Below are 24,669 nucleotides of genomic sequence, written 5' to 3' on the forward strand. Positions count from 1 at the left end.
CCTTTAGGCGTGGCTAGTATTTTAGGGCTTTGCCCGCTTCTGAAGAACCACCAGCTTCGCTGGTGGGTTACTATTTTACAGAACGGAGGGACGGGTATGGCAGAGCTTTGGGATGTGTATGATGTGAACCGCGCTCCTACAGGTCGAACGCACGTTCGGGGAGAGCCGCTGGCACCGGGGGACTATCATCTGGTGGGAGATGTGTGGACGGTCAACTTCGAAAACAAAGTGCTGCTGACACAGAGGCATCCTTCTAAGCCGAAAGGATTGATGTGGGAATGTACAGGCGGCGCAATTCAGGCGGGAGAGAGCAGTCTGTGTGGTGCTGTTCGGGAGCTGCGAGAAGAAACCGGGCTGAGGGCGGATCCGGAAAACATGTATCTGATACACAGTATCCGACTGAAAGATCGTTTTGTGGACACGTATGCGGTTCGCATGAATTTTGCTCTTCCTCAGGTGGTGCTGGATGAACAGGAGACCGTACAGGCGATTCTTGTAGACTGGGAGGAATTGCTTGCGCTGTGGGCAGCAGGCAAATTGTGCCCGGAGAGCAGATTCCCCTTGTACAGGAGTGCGCTTGTTTCTTTTTTAAAACAATTTTGAGACATAAAATAAAGGAGATTCAGGGAGTGGACACACTCCCTTTTTCTTGCAAATAATCTGGAAAAAGTGTACAATAAACCTAACTATTATTTGGTGAAAGAGGAAAGGAATATGATTTTAAGCATGACGGGATACGGCCGTGCGGAGGAAGTATTGCATGGCCGCGATATCACGGTGGAAATCAAAAGTGTGAATTCGCGCTTTTTCGAATATTCTTCGCGTATGCCGCGCAGCTATGCCTTTCTGGATGATCGGCTGAAAAAACTTCTTTCGGCCGATATTTCCCGAGGAAAGGTTGAATTGGGCCTGACGGTGCAGAATTTGGAAACGGTTGATACGGAAATCGTTCCAAACGTGGAATTGGCGCGCCAATATTCCAATGCGCTGAATGAGTTGTGCGCGGAACTGAACATTGCGAATGATTTGAAAGCATCATCTTTGATTCGTCTCCCGGATGTGTTTACTGCCAAGAAGGCTCCGCAGGATGAGGAACAGATTTGGCAGGATGTTCAGACGGTGGCACAGAAAGCTCTGGCCAACTTTGTGGAGATGCGCGGCGTGGAGGGAGCAAAGCTCAAAGAGGATATCCTTGGCCGTTTGGCATTTCTGGAAAAAACAGTGTCGGCTATTGAAGAAAACAGCGCGGGCCGAGTATCGCGCTATACCGAAAAGCTTTATACAAAGCTGCAGACTATCCTGGAAGACCGGAACATTGATGAAGCTCGTCTTTTGACGGAGGCGGCGATTTTTGCGGACAAGACGGCCGTGGATGAGGAAACGGTTCGTTTGCACAGTCACATTGCACAGTACAGAGATTTTTTGGAGATGAATTCTCCCATCGGAAAAAAATTGGATTTCTTGACACAGGAACTGAACCGCGAGACAAATACCATTGGTTCCAAATGCAACGAACTGGAAATTACCCGCATGGTAGTCGATATGAAGGGTGAAATCGAGAAGATCCGGGAACAGATTCAAAATATTGAATGACGTACGATTTAGGATAGGAGAGGGAACACTTTTATGAAGCTGATCAATATAGGATTTGGCAATATGGTAAGTGCGAACCGCTTGGTAGCAATCGTCAGTCCGGAGTCTGCACCGATTAAGCGGATTGTGCAGGAGGCCCGAGATAAAGGAACACTGATCGATGCGACCTATGGACGCCGGACTCGTGCGGTAATCATAACGGATTCGGATCATGTGGTTTTGTCGGCAATTCAGCCCGAGACGGTGGCAAATCGCTTCACAGATACATCCGAAGATGAGGAGGAATTGGAAGATGAATAAGGAGCGTCATCTGCTGGTTGTCTCCGGCCCTTCGGGCGCGGGAAAAGACACAGTCGTTCGCCGCATGATGGAAAAGTATCCGGAAATCGAGTTGTCGGTTTCTGCTACAACCCGTGCACCTCGCAATGGTGAAAAAGAGGGAATTGATTATTATTTCATGACCAATGAGACGTTTGAACAGAAGATCGAGCGCGGCGAAATGCTGGAGTATGTGCATTACTGTGATCGGTATTATGGCACGCCGAAATCCGAAGTCGATCGGCGGCTGGACGCGGGAATTCCCGTGGTGTTGGTGATTGAAGTGATCGGTGCAGCCAATATTAAGAAGTTGTATCCGGATTCCACGCTGGTGTTTATTATGCCGCCCAGCCTGGAAGAGTTGAGCCGACGTCTCCACGGCCGTGGAACAGAGCCGGAAGATGTCATTCAAAAGCGGCTTGCAAGAGCGCAGGAAGAGATTGAACGCAAAGCACAGTATGATTTTTCGGTCGTCAACGATGACGTGGACCGTTGTGCTGAGAAAGTTTATTCCATTTTGCGCAAGCGATTGGAAGAATGAACAGATAAGGAGCGGAGCTTTTGGCAATCACGGCACAGGTAGCGGTGGCGGGAGCTACCATTCATTTTGACAAACTTTATACCTATCTGGTGCCGGATGTTTTGTCTGAGCGTGTTCAGATCGGCAGTATGGTCCTTGTTCCGTTCGGACGCGGCAGCGCCAAAGCAAGGATGGGTGTTGTTCTGGCAGTGGATTGCCAGGAACAGCCGGACAAGCGACTGAAAGCAATTTACGATGTTGCCCCCGAAGAAGCGCGTCTTTCTCCGGAACTTTTGGAACTGGTGCATGAGTTGAGAGAAAAGACCTTTTGCACATATTACGAAGCGGTAAAAGCGGTGATCCCCTATGGCGCGCAGTATAAAGCGGTAAATGAAGGGGGAAAACCGCGGCTTCAAAAGCAAATTGTTCGGCATACAGAAAATGTATACCAGCGTGGAGCCGTTCCGTCCAAATGGACTTCAAAACAGCGTGCGGTGTGGGATGCTTTGGAGCAAGGGCCCTTGACGCAGACGCAGCTGCTGGAAATCGGAATCAGCAAAAATGTTTTGGATCGTATGTGTGCGCAGGGAACTCTGATCCGCACCCAGCGTGACCGTACGCTTTCTCTGTATGAACATTACACCGCGTCTGGAGAAACGCCTGCGCTGAGTCCGGCCCAGCAAAAGGCTTTTGTTCAGCTGGCTTCTTTCATGGATGACGAAAATCCTCATGCCGCTCTGTTGCATGGGGTCACCTCCAGCGGAAAAACGCTTGTATTTTTGAAATTGATCGAAAAGGCAATCGCGCAGGGAAAACAGGCATTGGTGCTTGTGCCGGAGATATCGCTGACGCCGCAGATGATTTATCGCTTAAAAACGGCCTTTGGCAGCCGGGTGGCGGTTCAGCATTCTGCGCTTTCCAACACAGAGCGCCTTCTTCAATGGCGGGAGATTCAAACGGGCGGCGCGGATATTGTGGTGGGGACCCGCAGTGCGATTTTTGCACCGCTTTCACGGATTGGTGTCATTATCATCGATGAAGAGCAGGAGCACACATACCATTCGGAAAATGCTCCGCGCTTTTTGGCACACGACATTGCCAAGCGCCGCGCAGTAACACATCGTGCTTTGTTGCTGCTTGCCAGCGCAACACCGTCGATTGAGAGTTATCATGCAGCCTGTGCCGGCCGGTATCATTTGGTGGAACTGACCGAACGGTACAACAGAATGCCGTTGCCGGATGTGGCCATGGTGGACATGCGGGAAGAGCTGGCGCAGGGGAATTCCGGTGCGATCAGCAACCGCTTGGCACAGGAGCTGCAGCGCAATCTGGATTGCGGAGAACAAAGTATTTTACTATTGAATCGGCGCGGTTATAAAACAGTGGGAATGTGTACCGCATGCGGCGAAGTGATCAAGTGCGATGCATGCAGTGTCCCGATGGTGTATCATAAAGCAGATCATAAATTGCTGTGTCATTACTGCGGAAAGAGCATTTCACCGGTGCCGGAAATCTGCCCGACCTGTGGCGGAAAAATGAAGTATACCGGGTTTGGAACACAGCGTGTGGAAGAGGAGTTAAAAGAACGCTTCCCCAGGGCGCGCGTCCTGCGTATGGATTTGGATTCCACGTCCGGAAAGAATGCTCACGAGACCATGCTTCGCCGTTTTGCAAACGGCGAATACGACATTATGCTCGGTACGCAAATGGTAGCCAAGGGCTTGGATTTTGAAAAGGTAACGCTGGTCGGGGTTCTCGGCATTGATCAGTTGCTGTTTGCGCAGGGATTTCGCGCGTTCGAAAATGTGTTCAGTCTGATCACGCAGGTGGTTGGACGCGGTGGACGGTCCGATCGTCCGGGCCGCGCGTTGATTCAAACAGTAGATCCGCAGCATCCGGTGCTGAAGCTGGCGGCCTGCCAGGATTACCGTTCGTTTTATGACCAGGAAATTCAGTTTCGCAAATTGAATCTTTACCCGCCTTTTTGTGCCATTTGCATGGTGGGATTCAGCGGGGCTGAGGATGAGAAGGTGATGCGCGCCGCTTACGAATTCGCGCAGCTGGTACAGAAAAATGCCCGGCGCATGACGAACGTCCCGCTGCGGGTACTGGGGCCTGCGCCCATGAACGTGGCGATGGTCAATCACCATTATCGATATAAATTAACGTTGAAATGCCGCAACGATACGGCTTTTCGAAAACTGATGCGTGCAGTGCTGGACGCATACAATGAAAAGGGACTTGCATCGCAGGCTTCGGTTTATCTTGACTTTTATTCCGATGCGGATATTTGATTGGGAGGTTTATAAGATGGCTTTGAGAACGATTGTGCAGGATGGAGATCCGATTTTGAAAAAGAAGTGCCGCCCTGTAACGGCTTTTGATGACCGTTTGGCGCAGCTGCTGGATGACATGCGGGAAACACTGGCGGATGCTAACGGATATGGATTGGCAGGACCTCAGGTTGGCGTCATGCGGCGGATTTTTATCAGCATTGACGAACGGGATTTGCCGGAAGACGGCGAGCGTCCGGAGGATTACGAGACAAAGTATCTGGAGTTTATCAACCCGGAAATCCTTTCGACGGAAGGCGAGATTATGCAGTATGAGGGATGCCTTTCCTTCCCGGGACGCAACGGTGCGGTACGTCGGCCGGCCAAAGTGAAGGCGCGTGCCTTTGACCGAAATGGCAATCCTTTTGAAATTGAGGCAGAAGGAATGCTGGCACGCTGCATTTGCCACGAAAACGACCACTTAAACGGGGTTACCATTTTGGACCGCGCAGAGTATTTCTATGAAGATCTGGAAGAAGACGAGATCGAAGAAGAGGAATAAATCATGAGAATTCTGTTCATGGGAACGCCGGACATCGCAGCGCAGAGTTTGCGTACGATGCTGGAGACTCTTCCTGAAGAGTATAAGGTTTGCGGGGTGTTTACCCGTGAGGACAAGCCCGTGGGGCGCAAGCAGATTCTGACGGCTCCTCCGGTGAAGCAGGTTGCGCAGGCGCACGGGATCGATGTTTTTCAGCCTAAAACGCTGCGCACGCCGCAGGCTGTGGAACAGGTTCGCCAGCTGGCACCGGATTTGATTGTCGTGGTGGCCTATGGGCGTATTTTGCCGCCGGAAATTTTGAAAATTCCCCGGTACGGCGCAATCAATTTGCATGTGTCGCTTTTGCCCAAATATCGCGGGGCGGCTCCGGTGCAATGGGCGGTTATTCACGGCGAGAAAGAAACAGGCGTCACCATCATGCAGCTGGATGAAGGGCTGGACACAGGAGACATCCTTTTTGTGCAGAAGGTTGCCATTCCGGAGGATATGACCAGCGGAGAGCTGTTTGAAGAAGTATCCGGCGCAGGCGCTGCCCTGTTGTGCACCGCAATCCGCCGCATTGCCGCGGGAGAGGTCGCTCCTGTTCCGCAGCAGCACGATCAGGCAACCTTGGCACCACCGCTGTCCAAAGAGATGGCTTTGTTCCATTTCGCGCAGCCGGCGCAGCAGCTTCATAATCTTGTCCGCGGGCTGAATCCGTGGCCCATTGCGTATTTTGTATACGATGGCAAAAAAATTAAGGTGCGCCGCACCAAACGGCATTCGGAGAACGGCGCTCCCGGACAGATTTTGTCGGTGAATCCGCTGATTGTTGCATGCAAAGAGGGCGCGCTGGAACTGGTGGAAGTTGTGCCGGAAGGCAGTAAACCCATGGCGGGCAACGCCTGGGCCGCAGGGCGCCGCTTTAGCGTGGGCGACGTTTTGGAATGAGGACAGGGAAACATGGATAAGGTTCGTTACGCAGCCGTTAACGCGCTTTTGCGGCAGGAGCAGGGGGGCTATTCCAATCTGGTGCTGCAGAATGTACTGGAGAAAAACCCCCGGTTTTCTGCCCGGGAGAAAGCATTCCTTTCCGCTGTCTTTTACGGTGTGGTAGAGCGGCAGTTCACCATTGATTTTTTACTGCAGAAATGTTTAAACCGCCCTTTGCGCAAATTGGACGCAGTGGTGCGGGCTATTTTGCGCGCAGGATTGTATCAGATTCGGTGGATGGACGGTGTTCCGATTCATGCTGCAGTTAACGAATCGGTGCTGCTGACCAAAGGAATGCGGAAAACCAGTGCGTCGGGATTGGTCAATGCTGTGTTGCGCCGGGCTTCGGAAATTGATTTGGAGAAGGAAACCTTTTCCGATCCAATACAGCGGTTGAGCGTGGTGTACAGTGTTTCCCCGGAAATAGCGGCTTTGTTTTTGGAAAAACTGCCTGATCGCTGTGAAGAAATTCTGCGCGCCAGCTTTTCACATCCGGATTTGTGCATTCGGGTGAATTCGTTGAAAACCAGTCCGGAGATTTTGCGAAAGTACTTTCAGGAGAAGGGAGTCTCCGTGCGGGAAGGCCGGGTGCCGGGATGCTTCTATGTGGATTTTCACGGGGATCTCGCCGCAGATGAGGCGTTCCAAAGAGGAATGTTTCATGTGCAGGGAGAAGCATCGCAGATCGCCTGTGCCGCTTTGTCTCCAAGACCCGGAGAGAAAGTGCTGGATCTTTGTGCCGCGCCGGGCGGCAAGAGTGTGACTCTGGCACAGTATATGGAAAACCGGGGACAGCTCTGTGCCCGGGATGCGGCGGAGAATCGGCTGTCCTTGATTGAAGAGGCCTTCCGGCGGTGCGGTGTGACCTGCGGGCAGGTTCGCTGCGCGGATGCAGCCGTATTTGATAAAAAGCTGTGTGACGCAGATGCGGTGCTGTGCGATGTGCCTTGCTCCGGTTTGGGAATTTTGTCGAAAAAACCGGATATACGCTGCAAGGACCTGAAAGGACTTCCGGAACTTTTGCGCATCCAGCGCGAGATTCTGTGCACGGCGGCAAAGTATGTAAAACCCGGCGGCAGACTTGTATATTCTACCTGCACTTTAAATCCGGATGAAAACGAAGAAACAGTGCAGGCGTTTTTGCGGGAAAATTCTGAATTTTATGTGAAAAAAGTACCGTATTCGAAAGAAAATAGTGGAATGACGACGTTTTATCCATATGAGCAGGAAGCGGACGGCTTTTTTGTTGCATGTTTGGAGAGAACCCGTTGAATGGTGATAATTTGCGATTTTCGGTAGAATCTTGATGGAGATTGTGATACAATGAGTCAGATAAGGATTTCTTCATTCACGCTGGAGCAGTTAACTTCTTTTGTAAAAGAACAAGGGCAGCCGGCTTTTCGTGCAAAGCAGATTTTTCATTGGCTTCATCAGCGAGGCGTGCATTCTTTTTCCGAGATGACCGACCAGCCCAAGACGTTTCTTGCACAGCTTGAGGAAAAATGCCTGATCGAAACGCTTTCCATTGAGAGGAGACAGCAGTCGCGGGATGGTACGGTGAAATATCTGTTTCGCCTGCCGGACGGGAATTGCATTGAAACGGTATGGATGCAGTACTCTTACGGCAATACTGTTTGTGTGTCTTCACAGGTCGGATGCCGTATGGGATGCCGTTTTTGCGCATCTACGCAGGGCGGACGCGTACGAAATCTGACAGCTGGGGAAATCGCAGGGGAAATTTATGCGGCCATGGCCGACATGGGACAGCGAGTGTCTCATATCGTTCTGATGGGAATTGGTGAACCGCTCGACAATTTTGACAACGTCATGGACTTTTTATCGATTATTTCATCTCCGGAAGGCGTCAATATTGGAATGCGGAACATCAGCCTTTCCACCTGCGGCCTTGTGCCGATGATTGAAAAGCTGGCGCAAAGACATTTGCAGCTGACGCTTTCCATTTCTTTGCACGCCCCGCTCAATGAGATGCGAAGTGCGATGATGCCGGTGAACGATGCGTATCCGGTGGAACAGTTGATTGATGCATGCCGTTCGTACCAGCGTGAGACGGGCCGGCGAATCAGCTTTGAATATGCCATGGTTCACGGGGTGAACGACAGCGACGCCACCGCGCAGGAACTGGCACGGCTGATTCGGGGAATGGGGGCTCATGTGAACCTGATCCCGATCAACCCCGTGGATGGCTCACCCTATTCGGCGACGGATGCAGCGAATGTGAAACGGTTCCAGGAGACGCTTTTAAAACTGGGTGTAAATGCTACGGTTCGCCGGAGATTGGGGTCAGATATCAGCGCAGCATGCGGACAATTGCGGCGTGAGGCAAAAGGGGGAACAGCCACATGAGGCTGGTGGCGAAGACGGATATTGGCAACCAGCGTGCGGAAAACCAGGACAGCTATCGTGCCGGCCGCCTGCCGGATGATACCGCGTGGGCAGTTGTGTGCGATGGGATGGGCGGTGCGCGTGGCGGCAGACTGGCCAGCAACCTGGCAACGGCAAAAATGGAAGAGGTTTTTCTGGAAGGTGTGCCGGGCGTTCACAATGAGGAATCCGCGTACGAGCTTTTGTGCGCAGCTGTGGAAGAAGCAAATGATGCTGTTTACACAAAAGCGATGGAGAATCCTGCAACGCGGGGAATGGGTACCACAGCTGTGTGCGCCATTATCCAGAAGAGCATGGCGTATTATGCACATGTCGGGGATTCACGCGCGTATCTTTATCATGGACATACACTCAGTCAGCTGACGCGGGATCATTCCATGGTGCAGGAGCTGGTGGAGCAAGGGGCAATCACGGAACAGGAAGCTGCTACCCATCCGCGCAAAAATCTGATCACAAGGGCGCTGGGCGTAGGGGCAGAGGTCTTGACGGATTGTAATTCCATTCCGGTTCGACCGGGTGACATTCTTTTGCTGTGCTCAGACGGCCTGAGTAATTTCGTCACGATTGATCAAATGGAGTCCATCTTGGAAAAAGATGATTTCTTTACTGCTGCAGATCGTATGGTGGACGCCGCCCTGGAAGCGGGCGGACTGGACAACATTACGGTTTTACTTGTAGAAGTGGAGGCTGCGGAGAAATAATATGGATAATTTAATCAACCAGCGGCTGGATGGCCGTTATCTGATTGAACAACTGTTGGGGTCTGGCGGAATGGCCAATGTTTACAAAGGCCATGATACGCAGACAGGGCGTACAGTAGCGATCAAGGTTTTGCGGGAAGAATTTTTGGAGAACACAGACCTTGTTCGTCGTTTTAAAAATGAATCAAAAGCAATTTCTGTGTTGGATCATCCCAATATCGTCAAGGTGTACGATGTAAACATGACGGGCAATTTGCAGTACATTGTCATGGAGTACATCGACGGAATCACCCTGAAAGAATATATGGAGTATCGCGCGCAGCCCCTCACATATAAAGAAACGCTGCATTTTGTGACGCAGGTGCTTTTGGCACTGCATCATGCCCATGAAAAGGGCATCGTTCACCGCGATGTAAAGCCCCAGAACATTATGCTCCTTTCCAACGGCTCTATCAAAGTGATGGATTTTGGAATCGCACGCTTTTCACGCAGCGAGAGCCAAACCATGACAGACAAAGCCATTGGTTCGGTCCACTATATCAGTCCGGAGCAGGCACGCGGCGATACCACAGATGCTAAGGCGGATATTTATTCTGTCGGCATTATGATGTACGAAATGCTGTCCGGAAAGCTTCCCTTCGATTCGGACAGTCCTGTTTCTGTGGCAATCAAACAAATTTCCGATACGCCTACGCCTTTGCGCCAGTTGAATGCCGCAGTGCCGGAGGCGCTGGAAGCAATTACCAATCGCGCGATGGCCAAAGACCCGCGGGATCGGTATCCTTCAGCGCGCGCCATGCTGGCGGATTTGGAAGAATTCAAGCGTAACCCGAGTGTGAAGTTTGAATACCAATATCTCAATGATCCGGAACCGACACGTTATGTGGATAAAGTGGTGAGTAAAACGACTTCAAAACAACCTGCCAGAACACCGAATCGGAGAAAAGCTCCGGCGAAAAAGGCCGGCTTTGTCAGTGCGCTTTCCGGCAGCGGAAATTGGCGGATGGCGCTTCCGATTTTGGCCGGTGTGGCGGCCGCATTTGCCATCGGTGCGATCATTCTTGTTATTGTGATTTTCAAGAGTGCGCCGAATCAGCTTTTTACACGCTATAATGATGTGGACTTGCCCAACTTCACGAATATGAACGTGGATGACATCATAAATAATAGTCAGTATCCTTTCCGTTTTGAAGTGGAAGAGGAATACAACAGCGAAAAGGAAGCGGGGATTGTTTACGACCAGTCGCCCAAGGCGCCCAAAAAGGTCAAGGAAAACTCTGTGGTTACGCTGCGCGTCAGCAAAGGCGTGCAGATGCTGACCGTGCCGGATGTAGTCGGCATGACGCAGGAAGAGGCACAGAAGACTTTGAAAGAGGCCGGATTTAGCGTGCGGGTGAAAAAGCAGGAGAGCACCGATGTTGCGGAGGGCATTGTACTGAATACTGATCCGGTGGCCAATACCGAATATGAGAGCGGCCAGATGGTCGAAGTCGTGGTCAGCCGTGAGCACGTGGATACAGACGCGCTGGTCCCCAGCATTCTCAATATGGATGTGGAAACGGCTCAGAAAACGCTTGAGGCCGCGGGCCTGACGTTGGGAACCGCCAATGAAGTGGAAAATGAAGCGCCGGCCGGAACTATTATTTCGCAGACGCCGGAAGCCGGTTCAACACTGAAGAAGAACAAGGCAGTGCATTATACGGTTTCTACCGGAATTCAGAATCGCAATCGTACCATCACGCTTCAGTTCTTGGATACCAATGACGGCGGAACTTGGACATGTACGCTGGATGACGGACAGAGCGCGCCGGCTTATTCTACCCGCGGCGTAGCAGGCAGCAGTGCCGTTGTGTTCTCGTCTTCCGGAGTGCGTACGCTTGTGATTACAGGACCCATTCCGGGCTGGAGTGATACCATCACGGTTGACTTTACCGAGAATGGTGGCGACGTTGTCGTTGGCCCATACGGTGGCAGTGCGACTCCCGGTGGTGATGTTCCGTCTTCCAGTTCGACGGTTGTGCCGTCTTCTTCATCCACACCGGCAGAAGGTGCGGGAGGCTGATTGTGCGGCCCAAAAGCATCAATGAAAAGTGGAGGTCATATCGTTCGTAATGGAACATGAAAAGGAAATCTTCAACGATCCAATTGTCAGGGAAGAAAGCGGATCGGCAGAGGGTAAGGAAAAATCTGTTTCGCCAGCCAGAAGAAAGAAACAGCGAAAACAAGGGGGACGGCCGCGGAAAAACAACCAGGCACCGCGGCCTCGCCCCCGAAAATTGGAACAGGCAGCGATTGAGATTTCTGACGAATCTGTTGTGCCGGAACCAGTGGAGAAAGAGCCGGCAGTACCGGTTGAACCGGACAGGGAGGCGGAGCAAGCAGAAGATACTTCTGTGAGTATGAGCGAACCGGCGGCTGAGAAAGACGTAGTTGCTGAGGAACCGGTGACGACGGAAGCGCCGGAGGAGCCAGCGGAAGAGGAGCCGGTCGTTGAGCAGATGCCGGTTGCAGAAGAAACAGCGGCCGAATCTTTGGACACTGCAGAGGAAGAGGCAGAGCAGGAATTTGTGCCCCTGCAGAATGAGCAGGTGGACGATGAAGTTCCGCAGCCGTCTATTGAGCCGGAAAAGACTTCACAGACACTGCAAGAGCCGGCTTCGAAACAGGTGTGCGGTGAAGATGACGAAGATGCCGTGAAGAAAAAACACCATTTTGCGTTTTATATGGGCTGGTTTACGCTGGTCTTTACACTGTGCAGCATCCTTTTAATCGCGGCGCTTTTCCTGTTTTCCGGCAACCCTTTGTTTACGACGGCCGACGATGTGGAGCTGCCCAATTTCACGCAGATGACACGTGAGGAAGTGGAAAGCAACCCTGCCTATGCCAGTTTTAAGCTTCAGTTTGAAGAAGAGTATAATTCCGAGGTGGAAGAGGGAGTGATTTACGATCAGTCCCCGAAACCGCCCAAAAAGGTCAAAGAAAATTCGGTGATTACCTTGCGTGTAAGCAAGGGTACTGAATATGTAGAAATTCCGGATGTGTCCGGATGGAAACGGGAAACGGCGCGGGAAAAATTGAAGGAGCTGGGCGTCGAAGTTTTGATTCGGTATGAGGAAAGCGAAGAAGATGATCCGGATACAGTCCTACGGACCGACCCGGTGGCGGGCGAAACCGTGCAGACAGGAACAACGGTTTCCCTTTATGTAAGCCAGGCGGATCAATCGAAGAGTTCGAATGTTCCGAACTGCGTCGGAAAAACACAGTCGGAAGCAAACAATCTTTTGCTTCCACTGAAGTTGAAGGTCAAAGTAGTAACACGGGACAGCTCTTCTCCGAAAGGAACCGTGCTGAGCCAGTCGCCGCAGCCCGGAATTCTTTTGCAGGCTGGAGACACGGTGACGCTCTATGTTTCTTCCGGTGAGCCGGAAGTGCCGGATGTGACAGAGACCGGACATGTTCATTCCTGGTCACCGCCCGATGAAAACGGCTATCAGTTCTGTTATGTATGCCTGCAGACAAGAAAGGCACCGGAATGATTTTAGAAAATTATATTGTAAAAGGCATCGGCGGTTTTTATTATGTTCACACCAGCGAAGGCGTGGTGGAGTGCAAACCCAAAGGAATTTTTCGCAAGAAAAAAATTACCCCGGTGGCAGGGGATTGTGTGCGCCTTGAAAAACAGGCAGACGCATGGGTTATTTCAGAGATTTTGCCCCGAAAAAACGTGTTTGTCAGACCGCCGATTGCCAATGTGGATCAGTTTTTCATTGTGGCCAGCACGGTGCAGCCGGTGCCGAGCACACTGGTGATTGACAAATTGACTGCGATTGCAGTGGACCGGAATGTGCAACCGATCCTTTTGATTACAAAATCGGATCTGGAGAGTGCCAGCGGTTTGGCAAGCTGTTATGAACATTCCCAAATTCCGGTTTTGTGCGTCAATGCGATGGATGGAACCGGAATGGATGCTTTGCGAGAGATGCTTTCCGGAAAGCTCAGTGTGTTCTGCGGCAATTCCGGGGTAGGTAAGTCTACATTGCTCAGCGCACTTTTGCCGGATCATTCTTTGGAAACAGGTGAAATCAGCCGGAAACTCGGTCGGGGGCGTCACACGACGCGGGAAGTTCAGCTTTACGAGTGTTGCGATGGCCTGGTGGCAGATACGCCGGGATTTGCCAGCTTGGATATGGAGCGGGCTGCCGCGATTCCGAAAGAGAATCTGCAGTTTGCATTTCCGGATATTGCCCGCTATTTTGGAGAATGCCAGTTTACAGGGTGTTCGCATCTGGTTGAAAAAGGGTGTGCCGTACGCCGTGCATTGGAGCAGGGCGAATTGGATAAAACCCGTTATGAGAGTTACGTTGCGCTTTATCAGGAAGCGAAGCAACGGGATGACTGGCAGAGGTGAGCGGTGCTCACCTCTGCTTTTTCAGGAGAGGATGTTTATGAAACGCTGTGTGATTTTTGCAGCCTTGCCGGTTTCCGCTGCACTGCATGAGTGGTGGGACAATGCGGATTATGTGATTGCCGCAGATGCAGGATACGAGAGTGCCCGGGCTTTGGGCGTCAAGACGGACCTGCTTTTGGGAGATTATGACAGTGCGCCAGCACCGGAACTGGATGCTCGCACAGTACGTCTCCCGGCGGAGAAAGACGATACAGATACCTATTATGCAGTGCGCAAAGCGCTGGAGATCGGCTTTGAAGAAGTGGTGATTCTGGGCGGAATCGGCGGGAGATTTGATCATACGATGGCCAACCTGCAAACGCTTTTCTATTTGGCCCAATCCGGTGTAAAAGGATTTCTGGTGGATGAGACGACAGAGGTGACAGTTCTGCTTCCGGGAACATATGAGTTTGCAAAGAGAGAGGACGTCTATGTTTCGCTCTTTACGGCGGAAAAGGAGACCGGTGGTGTTACACTGCGCGGACTGAAGTATCCACTTACCGATGCCACGCTGACCAATGCTTTTCCGGTGGGAGTCAGCAACGAATTTGTGGACGAGAAAGCAATGATCTCTTTCAAAAAAGGTTCTTTATATTTGATGTTCTGCCATATGTAAAAGGAGGAACATTTTTCTCTGCATTTGTATAGAATGGCATAATCCATTGCAGAGGGAGGAATTGGGCAATGAAAGTAGTTGTGTGGAAAAGTCCCAAATGTCTGGCGGGTATTTTGAAGGCGCTTTTTAAAGTGAAATAAATTCAATCGTTTGCTATGGAGAAATCCGGGTATGCAGGTAAAATCGCATATCCGGATTTCTTTTTTCATATTGTGGCACGTCCGTGAATATAGATTAGCTAGAACAGCGAAAGGGGCGACAGGACGTATGGAGTTGAAATCGTATCAAGACACTGTGATGACTTCGCAGAATATATGCGAGACAAAGCTGGAACTTCCGGTGGAAACGGAAATCTTGATCCCGGATTATCTGCCGCAAGTCTTTAAAATTGTGAAGTGCTTTGTGTATCCGGTTGTTTTGCAAAAACAGGTAATGACAGGCAGGTTGACGGCAGAAGGATATTTGCGCTGTATTGTATACTATCAGGGCGATGGAGAAGAGGGGCTGTGTCAAACAGAGCAGAAGATCCCCTTTACAAAACAGGTGGAGCTGCGGGAAACTGCCAATGTTGCTCCTGTCATTCAGATTTCAGGAGAACCGGAATATCTGAATTGTCGCGCTGTCAGCGGACGCCGCGTGGATGTGCGCGGCGCGTACGCATTAAATATCACTGCCTGCGCACAGGAAGAGAATGAGATCATTACCGCACTGGCAGGCGGCGGAATTGAGCAGAAAACCTGCGAACTGGCCGGGATTGCCAATGTGGGAATTCAGGAAAAGCTGATTACTGCAGAAGAAGACATTTCTTTTGAAAAAATGCCTGTGATGATTCTTTCCACACGGTGCGAAAGCGAAATTTCCGAAGTGAAGCTGCTGACGGGAAAAGCGGTCGTGAAAGGAACGTTATCGACGGAGATTGTGTACCGAGCCGCTCCGGGGGAGGAATTCATTCATGAGAAAAAGCAGGCCCCCTTCAATACGGTGATGGATGTGGATGGCGCAAGTGAGAACTGCAAGGCCTTCGTGTTAGTGGAGCCCACAGGCTGTACGATTACTGCCGGCCCGGAAGAGTCACCCGAACAAAACCTGCTTTCCATTACGGCATTGGTTCAGGTGCGGGTGTATCGGGAGATTCAACAGATTGCTGTCTGTGATGCTTTTTCCACGCAGGATGAGATTGAAATGAACAGAGGCGAACGTTCCATGGAGTTTATTCTGGATGAAATCGACAGCGCCTTTGAATTGGGAACATCCGGTGCACTTCCGGATGAGCATGCCCAAGTTCTGGAAGCCTGGGCAACACCACTCTCTCTGGACATTGTGGAGCAGGATGCGGGCAGTGTGCTGCGCTGCCGGGCGATGCTGCATTTACTGTGTAAAAATGCCTTGGGTGAACTGGACTGTTATGACAAAATCTGCGAGGAACTTCTTCCGGGAATCTATCCGGAAGCCTCACAGAATATGATGGTGCAATATGAACTTTCTGCCCAGGATACAACAGCACGCCAGGCCGGAACAGAAACAGAAGCACATGCTGCGGTCCATGTGAAAGCATTGGTGACGGGGTTCCGAAAAACAGATGTGCTGCAGGACGTGCGCTCTACGGGCCCCAGAGAGCGAAAAGACGGGGACATTGCATTGCGTATCTATTTTGCACAGCCGGGAGAGGATCTCTTTGACATTGCAAAGAGATATGCGGCTTCTCCACAGGCAATTGCAACGGCCAATCAAGTATCGGATGGCCCATTGACAGAGGCCTGCAAATTGCTGATCCCGTCATCACTGTAAGGAGGGGAAAAGGAGATGTTTCATTCGGATATTTACATGGATATCGCTCAACGGACGGGTGGAGACATTTACATTGGTGTGGTGGGGCCCGTGCGCACCGGTAAAAGCACGTTCATCAAACGGTTTATGGAGTTGATGGTGCTGCCGGAAATTCAAAACGACGCGTTTGCGCAGCGGGCAAGAGACGAACTCCCTCAGTCGGCAGCCGGCCGAACGATTATGACGACCGAGCCCAAATTTGTTCCGGAACAGGCGGTGTCTATTGACCTTGACAACGGCGTGACCTTCCGAACCCGCTTGATCGATTGTGTAGGATATATGGTTGTAGGCGCCATGGGCCATGAGGAAGATGAGAAGCCGCGCATGGTAAAAAGTCCCTGGTTTGAAGAGGAAGTACCTTTTGATGTGGCTGCAGAGACAGGGACGAGAAAGGTAATTTGCGAGCATTCCACCATCGGCCTGGTGATTACTACAGACGGAACGATCAGCGATATTCCCAGAGCGGAATATGAGCAAGCGGAACAGCGGGTGATTGCAGAGCTGGATGCAATTCAAAAGCCCTATGTGATCCTGTTGAACTGCGTGGCTCCGGAATCGCCGGAAAGCAGGGATTTGGCTGCAGCCATGAGCGCTAAATACGGGCGCCCGGTTTTGCCGGTGAGCTGTGTGGATCTGACAGTGGAAGATATCACGGAGATTTTGAAACAGGTGCTGTTTGAGTTTCCCATGAAAGAGATCGCGTTTGCAATGCCCCGTTGGGTGACAGCGTTGGAGCCGGGTCATTGGCTTCAGGATTCCGTCTATAAAGCGGTTCAGCAGTACGCAGAGGGAATCTCTATCATGAAGGATGCGATTCAGCCGGGAAATCCGGTTCAATGCGAATACATCAAGGGCGGGCATCTGCGTTCTCTGGATATGGGCACCGGCTGTGTAGTCATGGAGCTCAATCTGCAGGAGGATATCTTTTACAAAATCCTTAGCGAAGAAACCGGTTTGGATGTGTTTGATGAAGCAAGCCTGATGCCCTGTATTGTCAATCTGGCGAATATTCGTCGCAAGTATGAAAAAATCGAAAGTGCGCTGGAAGAAGTCAATGCGACGGGATACGGGATTGTGCTGCCGTCCATGGATGAATTGCGGCTGGCGGAGCCGGAGATTATGCGGCAGGGAGGGCGCTACGGCGTGCGCCTGCGCGCAAGCGCACCGTCCATTCACATGATGCGGGCGGAAATTGCCACAGAGGTGGCGCCCATTGTGGGCACGGAAAAGCAGTCAGAAGAGCTGGTGACCAGTCTTTTATCTGATTTTGAAGCCGAGCCTTTGAAAATCTGGCAGAGCAATATCTTTGGAAAAAGCCTGCATGAGCTGGTCAATGAAGGGTTGCAGAACAAGCTGCTCAACATGCCTCCGGAAGCCAGGCAGCGCATTCAGCAAACATTGGAGCGCGTGATCAACGAAGGCTGTTCGGGCCTGATCTGCATCATTCTCTGACGCTTGACAAACCGAAGCGAACACAGTATTCTTATATACATAAATGCTGTGAAAAAGAGGTTGCTTTTGCATCAGTGCCTTTACAAGAGAGCCGGGCGGGTGGAAACCGGCAGACACGCGAAAGCATGGTCGCTTTGGAGCAGAAACGGTGAACTTTGCACAGCCGTTTTCGTATCTCTGCGTTAAAGGGTTTGAGTGGGCTTATACAAAGCCAAAATGGGTGGTACCGCGGTTTTCAGCCGTCCCATGTGATTTTCACATGGGACGGCTTTTGTTTTTAAAAAGGGGGCATGGCATGCAGCAGAAGGAGCGGTTTGGCTGGCTGGACATTATGAAACTGATCGGCGTCTATTTCGTTTACCTCGCGCACACAGACGGAATGGGACGTTTTGGCATATTGGCGCAGAATACTGCACTGGGGATTTTATTCTTTGCATCCGGCTTTTCTGCCGGCAGAAGAAAGGACAAGCCCTTGGGCGCGTTTGTGGCAGAAAAAGCCAAACGAATCTTGATTCCCTATTTTGCGTTCAGTTTTTTGGCACTGGCGCTGAAAGCCTTCGTGCTGGAGCTTCCTCAAGGGGAAATCATTGATATTGTACGTCGGATTTTCCGCGCAATGCGAAACGACGTGGCGTTTCCGGCTTTGTGGTTCTTGCCGTGCCTGTTCCTGATGAGCATTTATTATCAGGTTTTGATGAAGTGGATTCGAAAAAAGCCGCTGCTGCTTGCGGCAAGCCTTTTGATTTCGTGCCTGGTCAAGTTTACCAACGAAGGACCGTATCTGCCTTGGGGCATCGAACTGGCGGGCCGTTTTCTGATTTATTATTCTTTGGGCGACTGTGCCAGCGTGTGCTATCAAAAATGGAGGCAGACCAGTCCGCGTCTTTGGCTGAAAATTCTTCTCGGCGGATTGACACTGGTCAATTTTTATGTTTTCTATACGGATTTCTACTTTGGAAGAGGGTATTTCCCGAGTCTGTTCGGAATAGAAGAGATGAGTTTCAATCTGTCTGCAGTCATGACGTTTTTACTGGAGATCAATGGGATCTGGTGTGCCATGGCGGTTGCGCTGGTGCTTCAGGCGGTGCCGGGCCTGTGCCGGGCCGGACGACATACTCTGGCGTTCTGCGGTGCGGAGAGCATCGTGAAGTTGCTGGTTCCGCTGGCGTTTGAGGCGCTGGGCTTTTCGCTTACCGAAACAGGCGGCGCGGCAATGCTTTTGCAGGAAGTGTTTATGATGCTTGCTGCGTATTATCTGATTGCTTTGCCTGCATCACGGTATTTCCCGTGGATGCTTGGAACTTTTGAAACCAAGAGGAAGGATGAGAGGACATCAGTATGAAACAGCTTGATAAAATCTATGATCCGGGTTCTGTGGAAGATCGTCTGTATTCCAAATGGGTGGACAGCGGTTATTTCCACACCCAGCGTGATCCCGAAAAGAAACCGTATACCATTGTAATGCCGCCGCCCAACATTACAGGACAGCTGCATATGGGGCACGCGATGGACGAGACTTGGCAGGATATTCTGATTCGTTACAAACGGATGCAGGGATATGCCGCGCTGTGGGTGCCCGGTACCGACCATGCGTCGATTGCCACAGAAGCGAAAATCGTGGCGAAAATGAAAGAAGAAGGCCTGACCAAGCAGGACCTCGGCCGCGAAAAGTTTTTGGAGCGTGCCTGGGACTGGAAAAAGCAGTATGGCGGACGCATTGTGGAACAGTTGAAGAAACTCGGATGTTCCTGCGACTGGAAGCGGGAACGCTTTACGATGGATGAAGGTTGCTCACGTGCGGTTCTGAAGGTCTTTAAAAAGCTGTACGACGAGGGCCTGATTTATCGCGGAGAGCGCATTATCAACTGGTGCCCGCACTGCAAGACCTCCATTTCGGATGCAGAGGTGGAGTATGAAGATCAGCAGAGCTTTTTCTGGCATCTGAAATATCCGATTGTGGGAACCGACGAGTACTTGGAACTGGCGACCACGCGCCCGGAGACGATGCTGGGTGATACTGCGGTGGCGGTGCATCCCGATGACGAACGCTACCGCCATCTGCATGGCAAAAAGGTTATTTTGCCGTTGGTCAACAAGGAAATCCCCATTGTTTGCGATGAATACGTAGATATGGAATTTGGAACAGGCGTTGTAAAAATTACGCCTGCACACGACCCGAACGACTTTGAAGTGGGCCGTCGGCATAATCTGCCGATCATTAAGGTGTTGACGGATGACGCGCATATGACCGATGATTGCGGAAAATATGTCGGAATGGATCGTTATGAGGCACGTAAGGCCATCGTAGCCGATTTGGAAGCGGGCGGTTATCTGGCGTCCATTGAGCCGCATCCCCATAACGTGGGAACGTGCTATCGCTGCGGAACCACGGTGGAGCCCATGGTGTCCAAGCAGTGGTTTGTGAAGATGGTGTCTCTGGCAGGTCCTGCAATCGAAGCAGTGCGGGATGGTCGCATCAAATTTGTGCCCGAGCGTTTTGACAAGAACTATTATTTCTGGATGGAGAATACCCGTGACTGGTGCATCAGCCGTCAGCTGTGGTGGGGCCATCGGATTCCGGCCTACTACTGCGATGACTGCGGGGAAATCACGGTTTCTGCGGAACCGCTGACAGTCTGCCCGAAGTGCGGCAAGCCGGTTCATCAGGATGAAGATACGCTGGACACCTGGTTCTCTTCCGCACTGTGGCCGTTTTCCACCCTGGGGTGGCCGGAAGAAACGGAAGATTTGAAATATTTCTATCCGACCAATACACTGGTCACCGGATACGACATTATTACGTTCTGGGTCAGCCGCATGATTTTCTCCGGATTGACGTATACCGATCAGGTTCCGTTCAATACGGTTCTCATTCATGGCCTTGTTCGTGATGCGCAGGGACGAAAAATGTCCAAAAGTCTGGGCAACGGCATTGATCCGCTGGAGGTCATCAAAGATTACGGCGCGGACGCATTGCGTCTGACGCTGGTGCTTGGCTCCACTCCGGGCAACGATATGCGGTTCTCGGACGAAAAGGTGAAAGCAAGCCGCAACTTCGCCAATAAGCTTTGGAATGCTGCGCGCTTTGTAATGATGAATCTGCCCGAAAATTTCCAGCCGGGTGATCCCGCTACGCTGACCATGGCGGACAAATGGATCTTGTCCCGCTTTAATACGCTGGTCAAAAACGTGTCGGAAAATCTGGATAAGTTTGAACTGGGTCTCGCAGCTCAAAAAGTGCAGGATTTCATTTGGGATGTTTATTGCGATTGGTACATCGAGATCGCCAAGCTGCGCTTGAACTCGGAAGACGAGCAGGAGGCAGATTCCGCACGCAAATTGCTCGTGAGCATTCTGGTAGGGGCTTTGAAGCTGCTGCATCCGTTTATGCCCTTTATCACAGAAGAGATTTATACAGCGCTGCCTGGTACCGGGGAAACTCTGGTGACAGAGAGCTGGCCGGTGTACGATGAGGCGCAGTGCTATGCGGCTGAGGAACAGAGCTTTGAAAAAGTGATGGATTTGATCAAGGCGGTTCGCGCAGTGCGCAATGATATGGGCGTGCACCCCACAAAGCGTACGACGATGATCATCGAAACGACGGATGCGGCTCCTTTTGAAGCAGGAAAGAGCTATCTTGCAAAATTCGCTTTTGCAAACGAAGTCCACTTTACGCCTGCGTATGAGGGTGAGACCAAAGGTGTCGTTCAGGTCGTTACACATGCCGCACGTGCGTTTATTCCCATGATGGAACTGATTGACCGCGAGAAAGAGCTGGCGCGTTTGAATAAGGAAAAGGCGCAGTGTGAAAAAGATCTGGCTTCTCTCCAGGCGAAACTGTCCAATGAGGGATTTGTCAGCAAGGCTCCTGAAAAAGTGGTCAACGACATCCGCGCAAAACATGCTGCCGCTGTGGACAAGCTGGCAAAAATTGAAGAGTCTTTGAAGGCTTTGGCGTAAAAAGAAGAAAGGGCAGCCCCTCTGGCTGCCCTTTCCGGCTTTGCGCTCGCAGGAGGGTATAAGATGGATTATTTGCAGGCGGTGGAATGGGTGCATGGGCTCCCGCGGATTGCAGGACATTGCGGAGTAGAAAATACCGGACTTCTTCTGGAAAAACTGGGCCATCCGGAAAAAGATTTGCGCTTCATTCATGTGGCAGGAACCAACGGGAAGGGCAGTGTTACAGTGATGCTGGCCAGTGTTTTAAAAGAAGCAGGGTATAAAGTGGGCTGCAATATCAGTCCCTATGTTTTGGACTTTCGGGAGCGCTTCCTGCTCAATGGCGAAATGATCCAAGAAGAAGTTCTGGCGCGGCATCTGACCCGGGTTCGTGAAGCAATGGAAGAACTGCAGGCAGAGGGCTGGGACAGCATCGTGGAGTTTGATGCGGTCACCACGGCAGCTCTTTTGTGGTATGCGGAAGAGAAGTGCGATATTGTCTGCCTGGAGACAGGTTTGGGCGGTCGTCTGGATTCCACCAATGCGGTTCAAAATACGCTGGTGGCGTGCATTACGGCAATTGGAAAAGACCATACGGAATTGCTGGGAGATACCTACGAAAAAATTGCCTTTGAAAAGTGCGGCATTTTAAAAAATCATTGCGCAGTGGTCGTTTATCCGGTTCAGCCGCAAGAGGCGATGGATGAAATTGTGGTCCGGGCGCAAAAGGCGAATTGCTCGCAAATGGTTGTGCCGGAATTGCAGGATTTTTATTTCTACAAAGGGCGTCCTTTTGAAAATCGGATCAACTACGGCGGATATGGCTTGCAGATACCGTTCCCAGGAAAACACCAGGCTTACAATGCATCGGTAGTGGTGGAAGCGGCAATTGCTCTTACAGACAAAGGGCTGGATGTTCCAGATGATGCGATAATCGAGGGAATCAGAAAGGCGCGGTTCCCCGCCAGAATTGAGATTCTGTCGCAAAACCCGTTGATCATTCTTGATGGCGCGCATAATGTGGACGGGGCAAAGGCTTTGGCGGATACGCTTCATACTGCGAAGGTGCAGGATCTGACAGCTGTAATAGGCATTCTGAATGGAAAAGGTGCAGATCAGATGCTGCAGATTTTGAGCCCGTATATTCGAAAGCTGTATACGGTTACTCCCGACAGTCCCAGAGCGATTACAGCGCAGCAGCTGGCAGAGATTGCTCGAAGGTTCTATTCAGATGTGACGCCGGTTTCTACGGTGCCGCAGGCTTTGCAGATGGCGCGGTCAGAAATGGAGAATGGTCTGCTGGTATGCGGAAGCCTTTATCTTGCTTCGGAAGCAAGAAAAGTTTTTGTGCGCTGAACGACGCTTTTTAACAAAAAATATAAGGCATATTGCGTATGCTTAATGCATAGGCGATATGCCTTTTTCTTTTGTCAAAGGAGCTTTGTATTATGACACAGGTAATCATCTGCGAAGACGGCGAAAACATGACGGCGCTGCTGTCTGGAGAGATTGACCATCACTGGGCTGCCATTTTGCGTGAGCAGATCGACGAACGGGTGCGGGCGGCATCCCCGAAGACTTTGACCCTGGATTTTTCGGGCGTGACTTTTATGGATTCTTCAGGAATCGGTCTGATTTTAGGACGTCATCGCTTGATTAATTCTCTGGGCGGCATCGTAGTTGTTCAAAAAGCACCCCGAGAGATTCAGCGAATGCTTTCACTCGCGGGAATCGAATCAAAAGAATGAGAGGTACAGGGATATGAAACCAATCAATACTGTAAAATTTACTTTCCCGAGCCGTAGCGTCAATGAGGGGTTTGCGCGCAGCGCGGTAGCTGCTTTTGCTGCACAGGCCGACCCTACACTGGATCAGCTGGCAGATATCAAAACGGCTGTTTCGGAGGCTGTGACCAATTGTATCGTTCACGCCTATCGCGACACCATTGGGCTGATCACCGTGACGGTCTCTTTTTATGAAGAAAATGAACTGCGCATTATTGTTGCGGATAAAGGGTGCGGTATTGAAGATGTGCAGCAGGCAATGCAGCCGTTGTTTACCACAGGCGGAGAGGAGCGTGCCGGGCTTGGATTTGCAGTTATGGAAAGTTTTATGGATCAAATCAAAGTGAGTTCAAAACCGGGCAGAGGAACGCGTGTAACGTTGGTGAAAAAACTGGGCTCCCGCTAAAAAGGTACATAACTAGGGAAAGCGGGGATTCTATGCCAGTTACAGTTGGAACACGGGCGGAGTTTATTGAAAACAATCTTGGATTGGTGCATTCCTGTGCAGGGCGTTTTAAGGGGCGCGGTATTGAGTACGATGATTTGTACGCGGCCGGATGCATGGGGCTGATTAAGGCATATGACGGTTTTGACGAGAGCAGAGGACTTTGTTTTTCTACGTATGCTGTGCCAGTTATTCTGGGGGAGATCAAAAAGCTGTTTCGAGATGGCGGTTCAGTAAAAGTCAGCCGTTCTTTGAAAGAATTGGGGATTAAAGTAAATGCCGTTCGCGAAAAGTGTTTGAAGCAAACCGGGCAGGAACCGACAGTATCAGAAATTGCAAAACGATTGGATGTCACACCGGAACAAGTGGCAGATGCCATGAGTGCCTCTCTGCCGGCGCTTTCTCTTACACCCGTAACAGATGAGGACGGTAATAAAGAGTTTGACATTCCGCAAGAGAGCTGTGAGGAAGTGCTGACAGACAAACTCAGTTTAAAGAGTGTGTTAAACACACTTACAAAGGAAGAAAGAATGTTGATCTACCTTCGCTTTTTCCAAAACAAAACCCAAAGCGAAACGGCAAAAGTACTTGGCACAACACAGGTGCAAATCTCACGAAGAGAACGAAAACTTCTGCAGAGAATGCGCGAAAAACTTTTAGAATAAATTTAAAAATTCATATTGACATTCTTCGACAACGGTGGTAATATATAAAAACCGTCACAGATGTAGACGGGTACGAAAGAGCGAAAAGCCGACCGAAAAGAGCACGAAAAAAGTTCTTGACAAAAGGGCAAGAGAGTGCTAAAATAGGAAAG

Annotated in this window: 22 protein-coding genes and 1 other annotated feature; all 22 genes read left to right on the plus strand. The window is 50.9% G+C overall.

Features of this window, described 5'->3' with window-relative positions; all coding sequences use genetic code 11:
* The first annotated feature begins 96 nt into the window (after positions 1-96).
* The 22 genes from WMO24_RS05950 to WMO24_RS06055 all read left to right on the plus strand — a co-directional run bounded on the left by WMO24_RS05950 (position 97) and on the right by WMO24_RS06055 (position 24,517).
* The gene (locus tag WMO24_RS05950) at positions 97-603 is read left to right on the plus strand and encodes an NUDIX hydrolase (protein ID WP_349215396.1); all 507 of its coding nucleotides are present in this window, start codon (positions 97-99) and stop codon (positions 601-603) included.
* 111 nt (positions 604-714) lie between these two features.
* Entirely contained in the window at positions 715-1,593 is an 879-nt protein-coding gene (locus WMO24_RS05955) for a YicC/YloC family endoribonuclease (protein ID WP_349215397.1), read from the plus strand.
* Between the two features lie 33 nt (positions 1,594-1,626).
* A complete protein-coding gene (gene remA / locus WMO24_RS05960; RefSeq protein WP_349215398.1) occupies positions 1,627-1,893 on the plus strand; it encodes an extracellular matrix/biofilm regulator RemA in 267 nt (88 codons plus the stop codon).
* A complete protein-coding gene (gmk, locus tag WMO24_RS05965) occupies positions 1,886-2,452 on the plus strand; it encodes a guanylate kinase (RefSeq protein WP_349215399.1) in 567 nt (188 codons plus the stop codon). Before remA ends, gmk begins: the two co-directional genes overlap by 8 nt.
* Before the next feature lie 20 nt (positions 2,453-2,472).
* Positions 2,473-4,725, plus strand: coding sequence for a replication restart helicase PriA (gene priA / locus WMO24_RS05970; protein ID WP_349215400.1), 2,253 nt, complete (start codon positions 2,473-2,475; stop codon positions 4,723-4,725).
* A 16-nt stretch (positions 4,726-4,741) separates the two neighbouring features.
* Positions 4,742-5,266: a peptide deformylase gene (gene def / locus WMO24_RS05975; RefSeq protein ID WP_349215401.1), complete on the plus strand. Its 525-nt coding sequence runs from the start codon at positions 4,742-4,744 to the stop codon at positions 5,264-5,266.
* A 3-nt stretch (positions 5,267-5,269) separates the two neighbouring features.
* Complete coding sequence (gene fmt / locus WMO24_RS05980) at positions 5,270-6,196, plus strand: methionyl-tRNA formyltransferase (RefSeq protein WP_349215402.1); 927 nt, start codon at positions 5,270-5,272, stop codon at positions 6,194-6,196.
* Positions 6,197-6,208: 12 nt separating this feature from the next.
* Positions 6,209-7,510 (plus strand): 16S rRNA (cytosine(967)-C(5))-methyltransferase RsmB, encoded by a 1,302-nt coding sequence (gene rsmB, locus WMO24_RS05985; protein ID WP_349215403.1) that lies wholly within the window; start codon positions 6,209-6,211, stop codon positions 7,508-7,510.
* 51 nt (positions 7,511-7,561) lie between these two features.
* Positions 7,562-8,602, plus strand: a complete 1,041-nt coding sequence (gene rlmN / locus WMO24_RS05990; RefSeq protein ID WP_349215404.1) for a dual-specificity RNA methyltransferase RlmN — start codon at positions 7,562-7,564, stop codon at positions 8,600-8,602.
* Positions 8,599-9,342, plus strand: a complete 744-nt coding sequence (locus WMO24_RS05995) for a Stp1/IreP family PP2C-type Ser/Thr phosphatase (RefSeq protein WP_349215405.1) — start codon at positions 8,599-8,601, stop codon at positions 9,340-9,342. Before rlmN ends, WMO24_RS05995 begins: the two co-directional genes overlap by 4 nt.
* 1 nt (position 9,343) lies before the next feature.
* The gene (gene pknB / locus WMO24_RS06000) at positions 9,344-11,404 is read left to right on the plus strand and encodes a Stk1 family PASTA domain-containing Ser/Thr kinase (RefSeq protein ID WP_349215406.1); all 2,061 of its coding nucleotides are present in this window, start codon (positions 9,344-9,346) and stop codon (positions 11,402-11,404) included.
* Between the two features lie 214 nt (positions 11,405-11,618).
* Positions 11,619-12,878, plus strand: coding sequence for a PASTA domain-containing protein (locus WMO24_RS06005; protein ID WP_349215407.1), 1,260 nt, complete (start codon positions 11,619-11,621; stop codon positions 12,876-12,878).
* Complete coding sequence (gene rsgA / locus WMO24_RS06010; RefSeq protein ID WP_349215408.1) at positions 12,848-13,750, plus strand: ribosome small subunit-dependent GTPase A; 903 nt, start codon at positions 12,848-12,850, stop codon at positions 13,748-13,750. The genes WMO24_RS06005 and rsgA overlap by 31 nt, the downstream gene beginning before the upstream one ends.
* A 37-nt stretch (positions 13,751-13,787) precedes the next feature.
* Positions 13,788-14,405 (plus strand): thiamine diphosphokinase, encoded by a 618-nt coding sequence (locus WMO24_RS06015; RefSeq protein WP_349215409.1) that lies wholly within the window; start codon positions 13,788-13,790, stop codon positions 14,403-14,405.
* Positions 14,406-14,672: 267 nt separating this feature from the next.
* Positions 14,673-16,193 (plus strand): DUF3794 and LysM peptidoglycan-binding domain-containing protein, encoded by a 1,521-nt coding sequence (locus tag WMO24_RS06020; protein WP_349215410.1) that lies wholly within the window; start codon positions 14,673-14,675, stop codon positions 16,191-16,193.
* Between the two features lie 15 nt (positions 16,194-16,208).
* On the plus strand, positions 16,209-17,684 hold the full coding sequence (gene spoIVA, locus WMO24_RS06025; RefSeq protein ID WP_349215411.1) for a stage IV sporulation protein A: 1,476 nt from the start codon (positions 16,209-16,211) through the stop codon (positions 17,682-17,684).
* A gap of 39 nt (positions 17,685-17,723) precedes the next feature.
* Positions 17,724-17,934 (plus strand) — a binding site (T-box leader).
* A gap of 45 nt (positions 17,935-17,979) precedes the next feature.
* Positions 17,980-19,026, plus strand: a complete 1,047-nt coding sequence (locus tag WMO24_RS06030) for an acyltransferase family protein (protein WP_349215412.1) — start codon at positions 17,980-17,982, stop codon at positions 19,024-19,026.
* Complete coding sequence (locus WMO24_RS06035) at positions 19,023-21,644, plus strand: valine--tRNA ligase (RefSeq protein ID WP_349215413.1); 2,622 nt, start codon at positions 19,023-19,025, stop codon at positions 21,642-21,644. Before WMO24_RS06030 ends, WMO24_RS06035 begins: the two co-directional genes overlap by 4 nt.
* Positions 21,645-21,707: 63 nt before the next feature.
* Positions 21,708-22,979 carry a bifunctional folylpolyglutamate synthase/dihydrofolate synthase gene (locus WMO24_RS06040; protein ID WP_349215414.1) on the plus strand — a complete coding sequence of 424 codons (1,272 nt, stop codon included), beginning with the start codon at positions 21,708-21,710 and terminating at the stop codon, positions 22,977-22,979.
* Between the two features lie 92 nt (positions 22,980-23,071).
* Positions 23,072-23,371: an anti-sigma factor antagonist gene (locus tag WMO24_RS06045; protein WP_349215415.1), complete on the plus strand. Its 300-nt coding sequence runs from the start codon at positions 23,072-23,074 to the stop codon at positions 23,369-23,371.
* A gap of 13 nt (positions 23,372-23,384) precedes the next feature.
* Positions 23,385-23,813: an anti-sigma F factor gene (gene spoIIAB, locus WMO24_RS06050; protein WP_349215416.1), complete on the plus strand. Its 429-nt coding sequence runs from the start codon at positions 23,385-23,387 to the stop codon at positions 23,811-23,813.
* A 32-nt stretch (positions 23,814-23,845) separates the two neighbouring features.
* On the plus strand, positions 23,846-24,517 hold the full coding sequence (locus WMO24_RS06055) for a sigma-70 family RNA polymerase sigma factor (protein ID WP_349215417.1): 672 nt from the start codon (positions 23,846-23,848) through the stop codon (positions 24,515-24,517).
* The last annotated feature ends 152 nt before the right edge of the window (positions 24,518-24,669 follow it).

It is taken from the genome of Ruthenibacterium intestinale, assembly GCF_040096265.1.
Classification (GTDB): Bacteria; Bacillota; Clostridia; order Oscillospirales; family Ruminococcaceae; genus Ruthenibacterium; species Ruthenibacterium komagatae.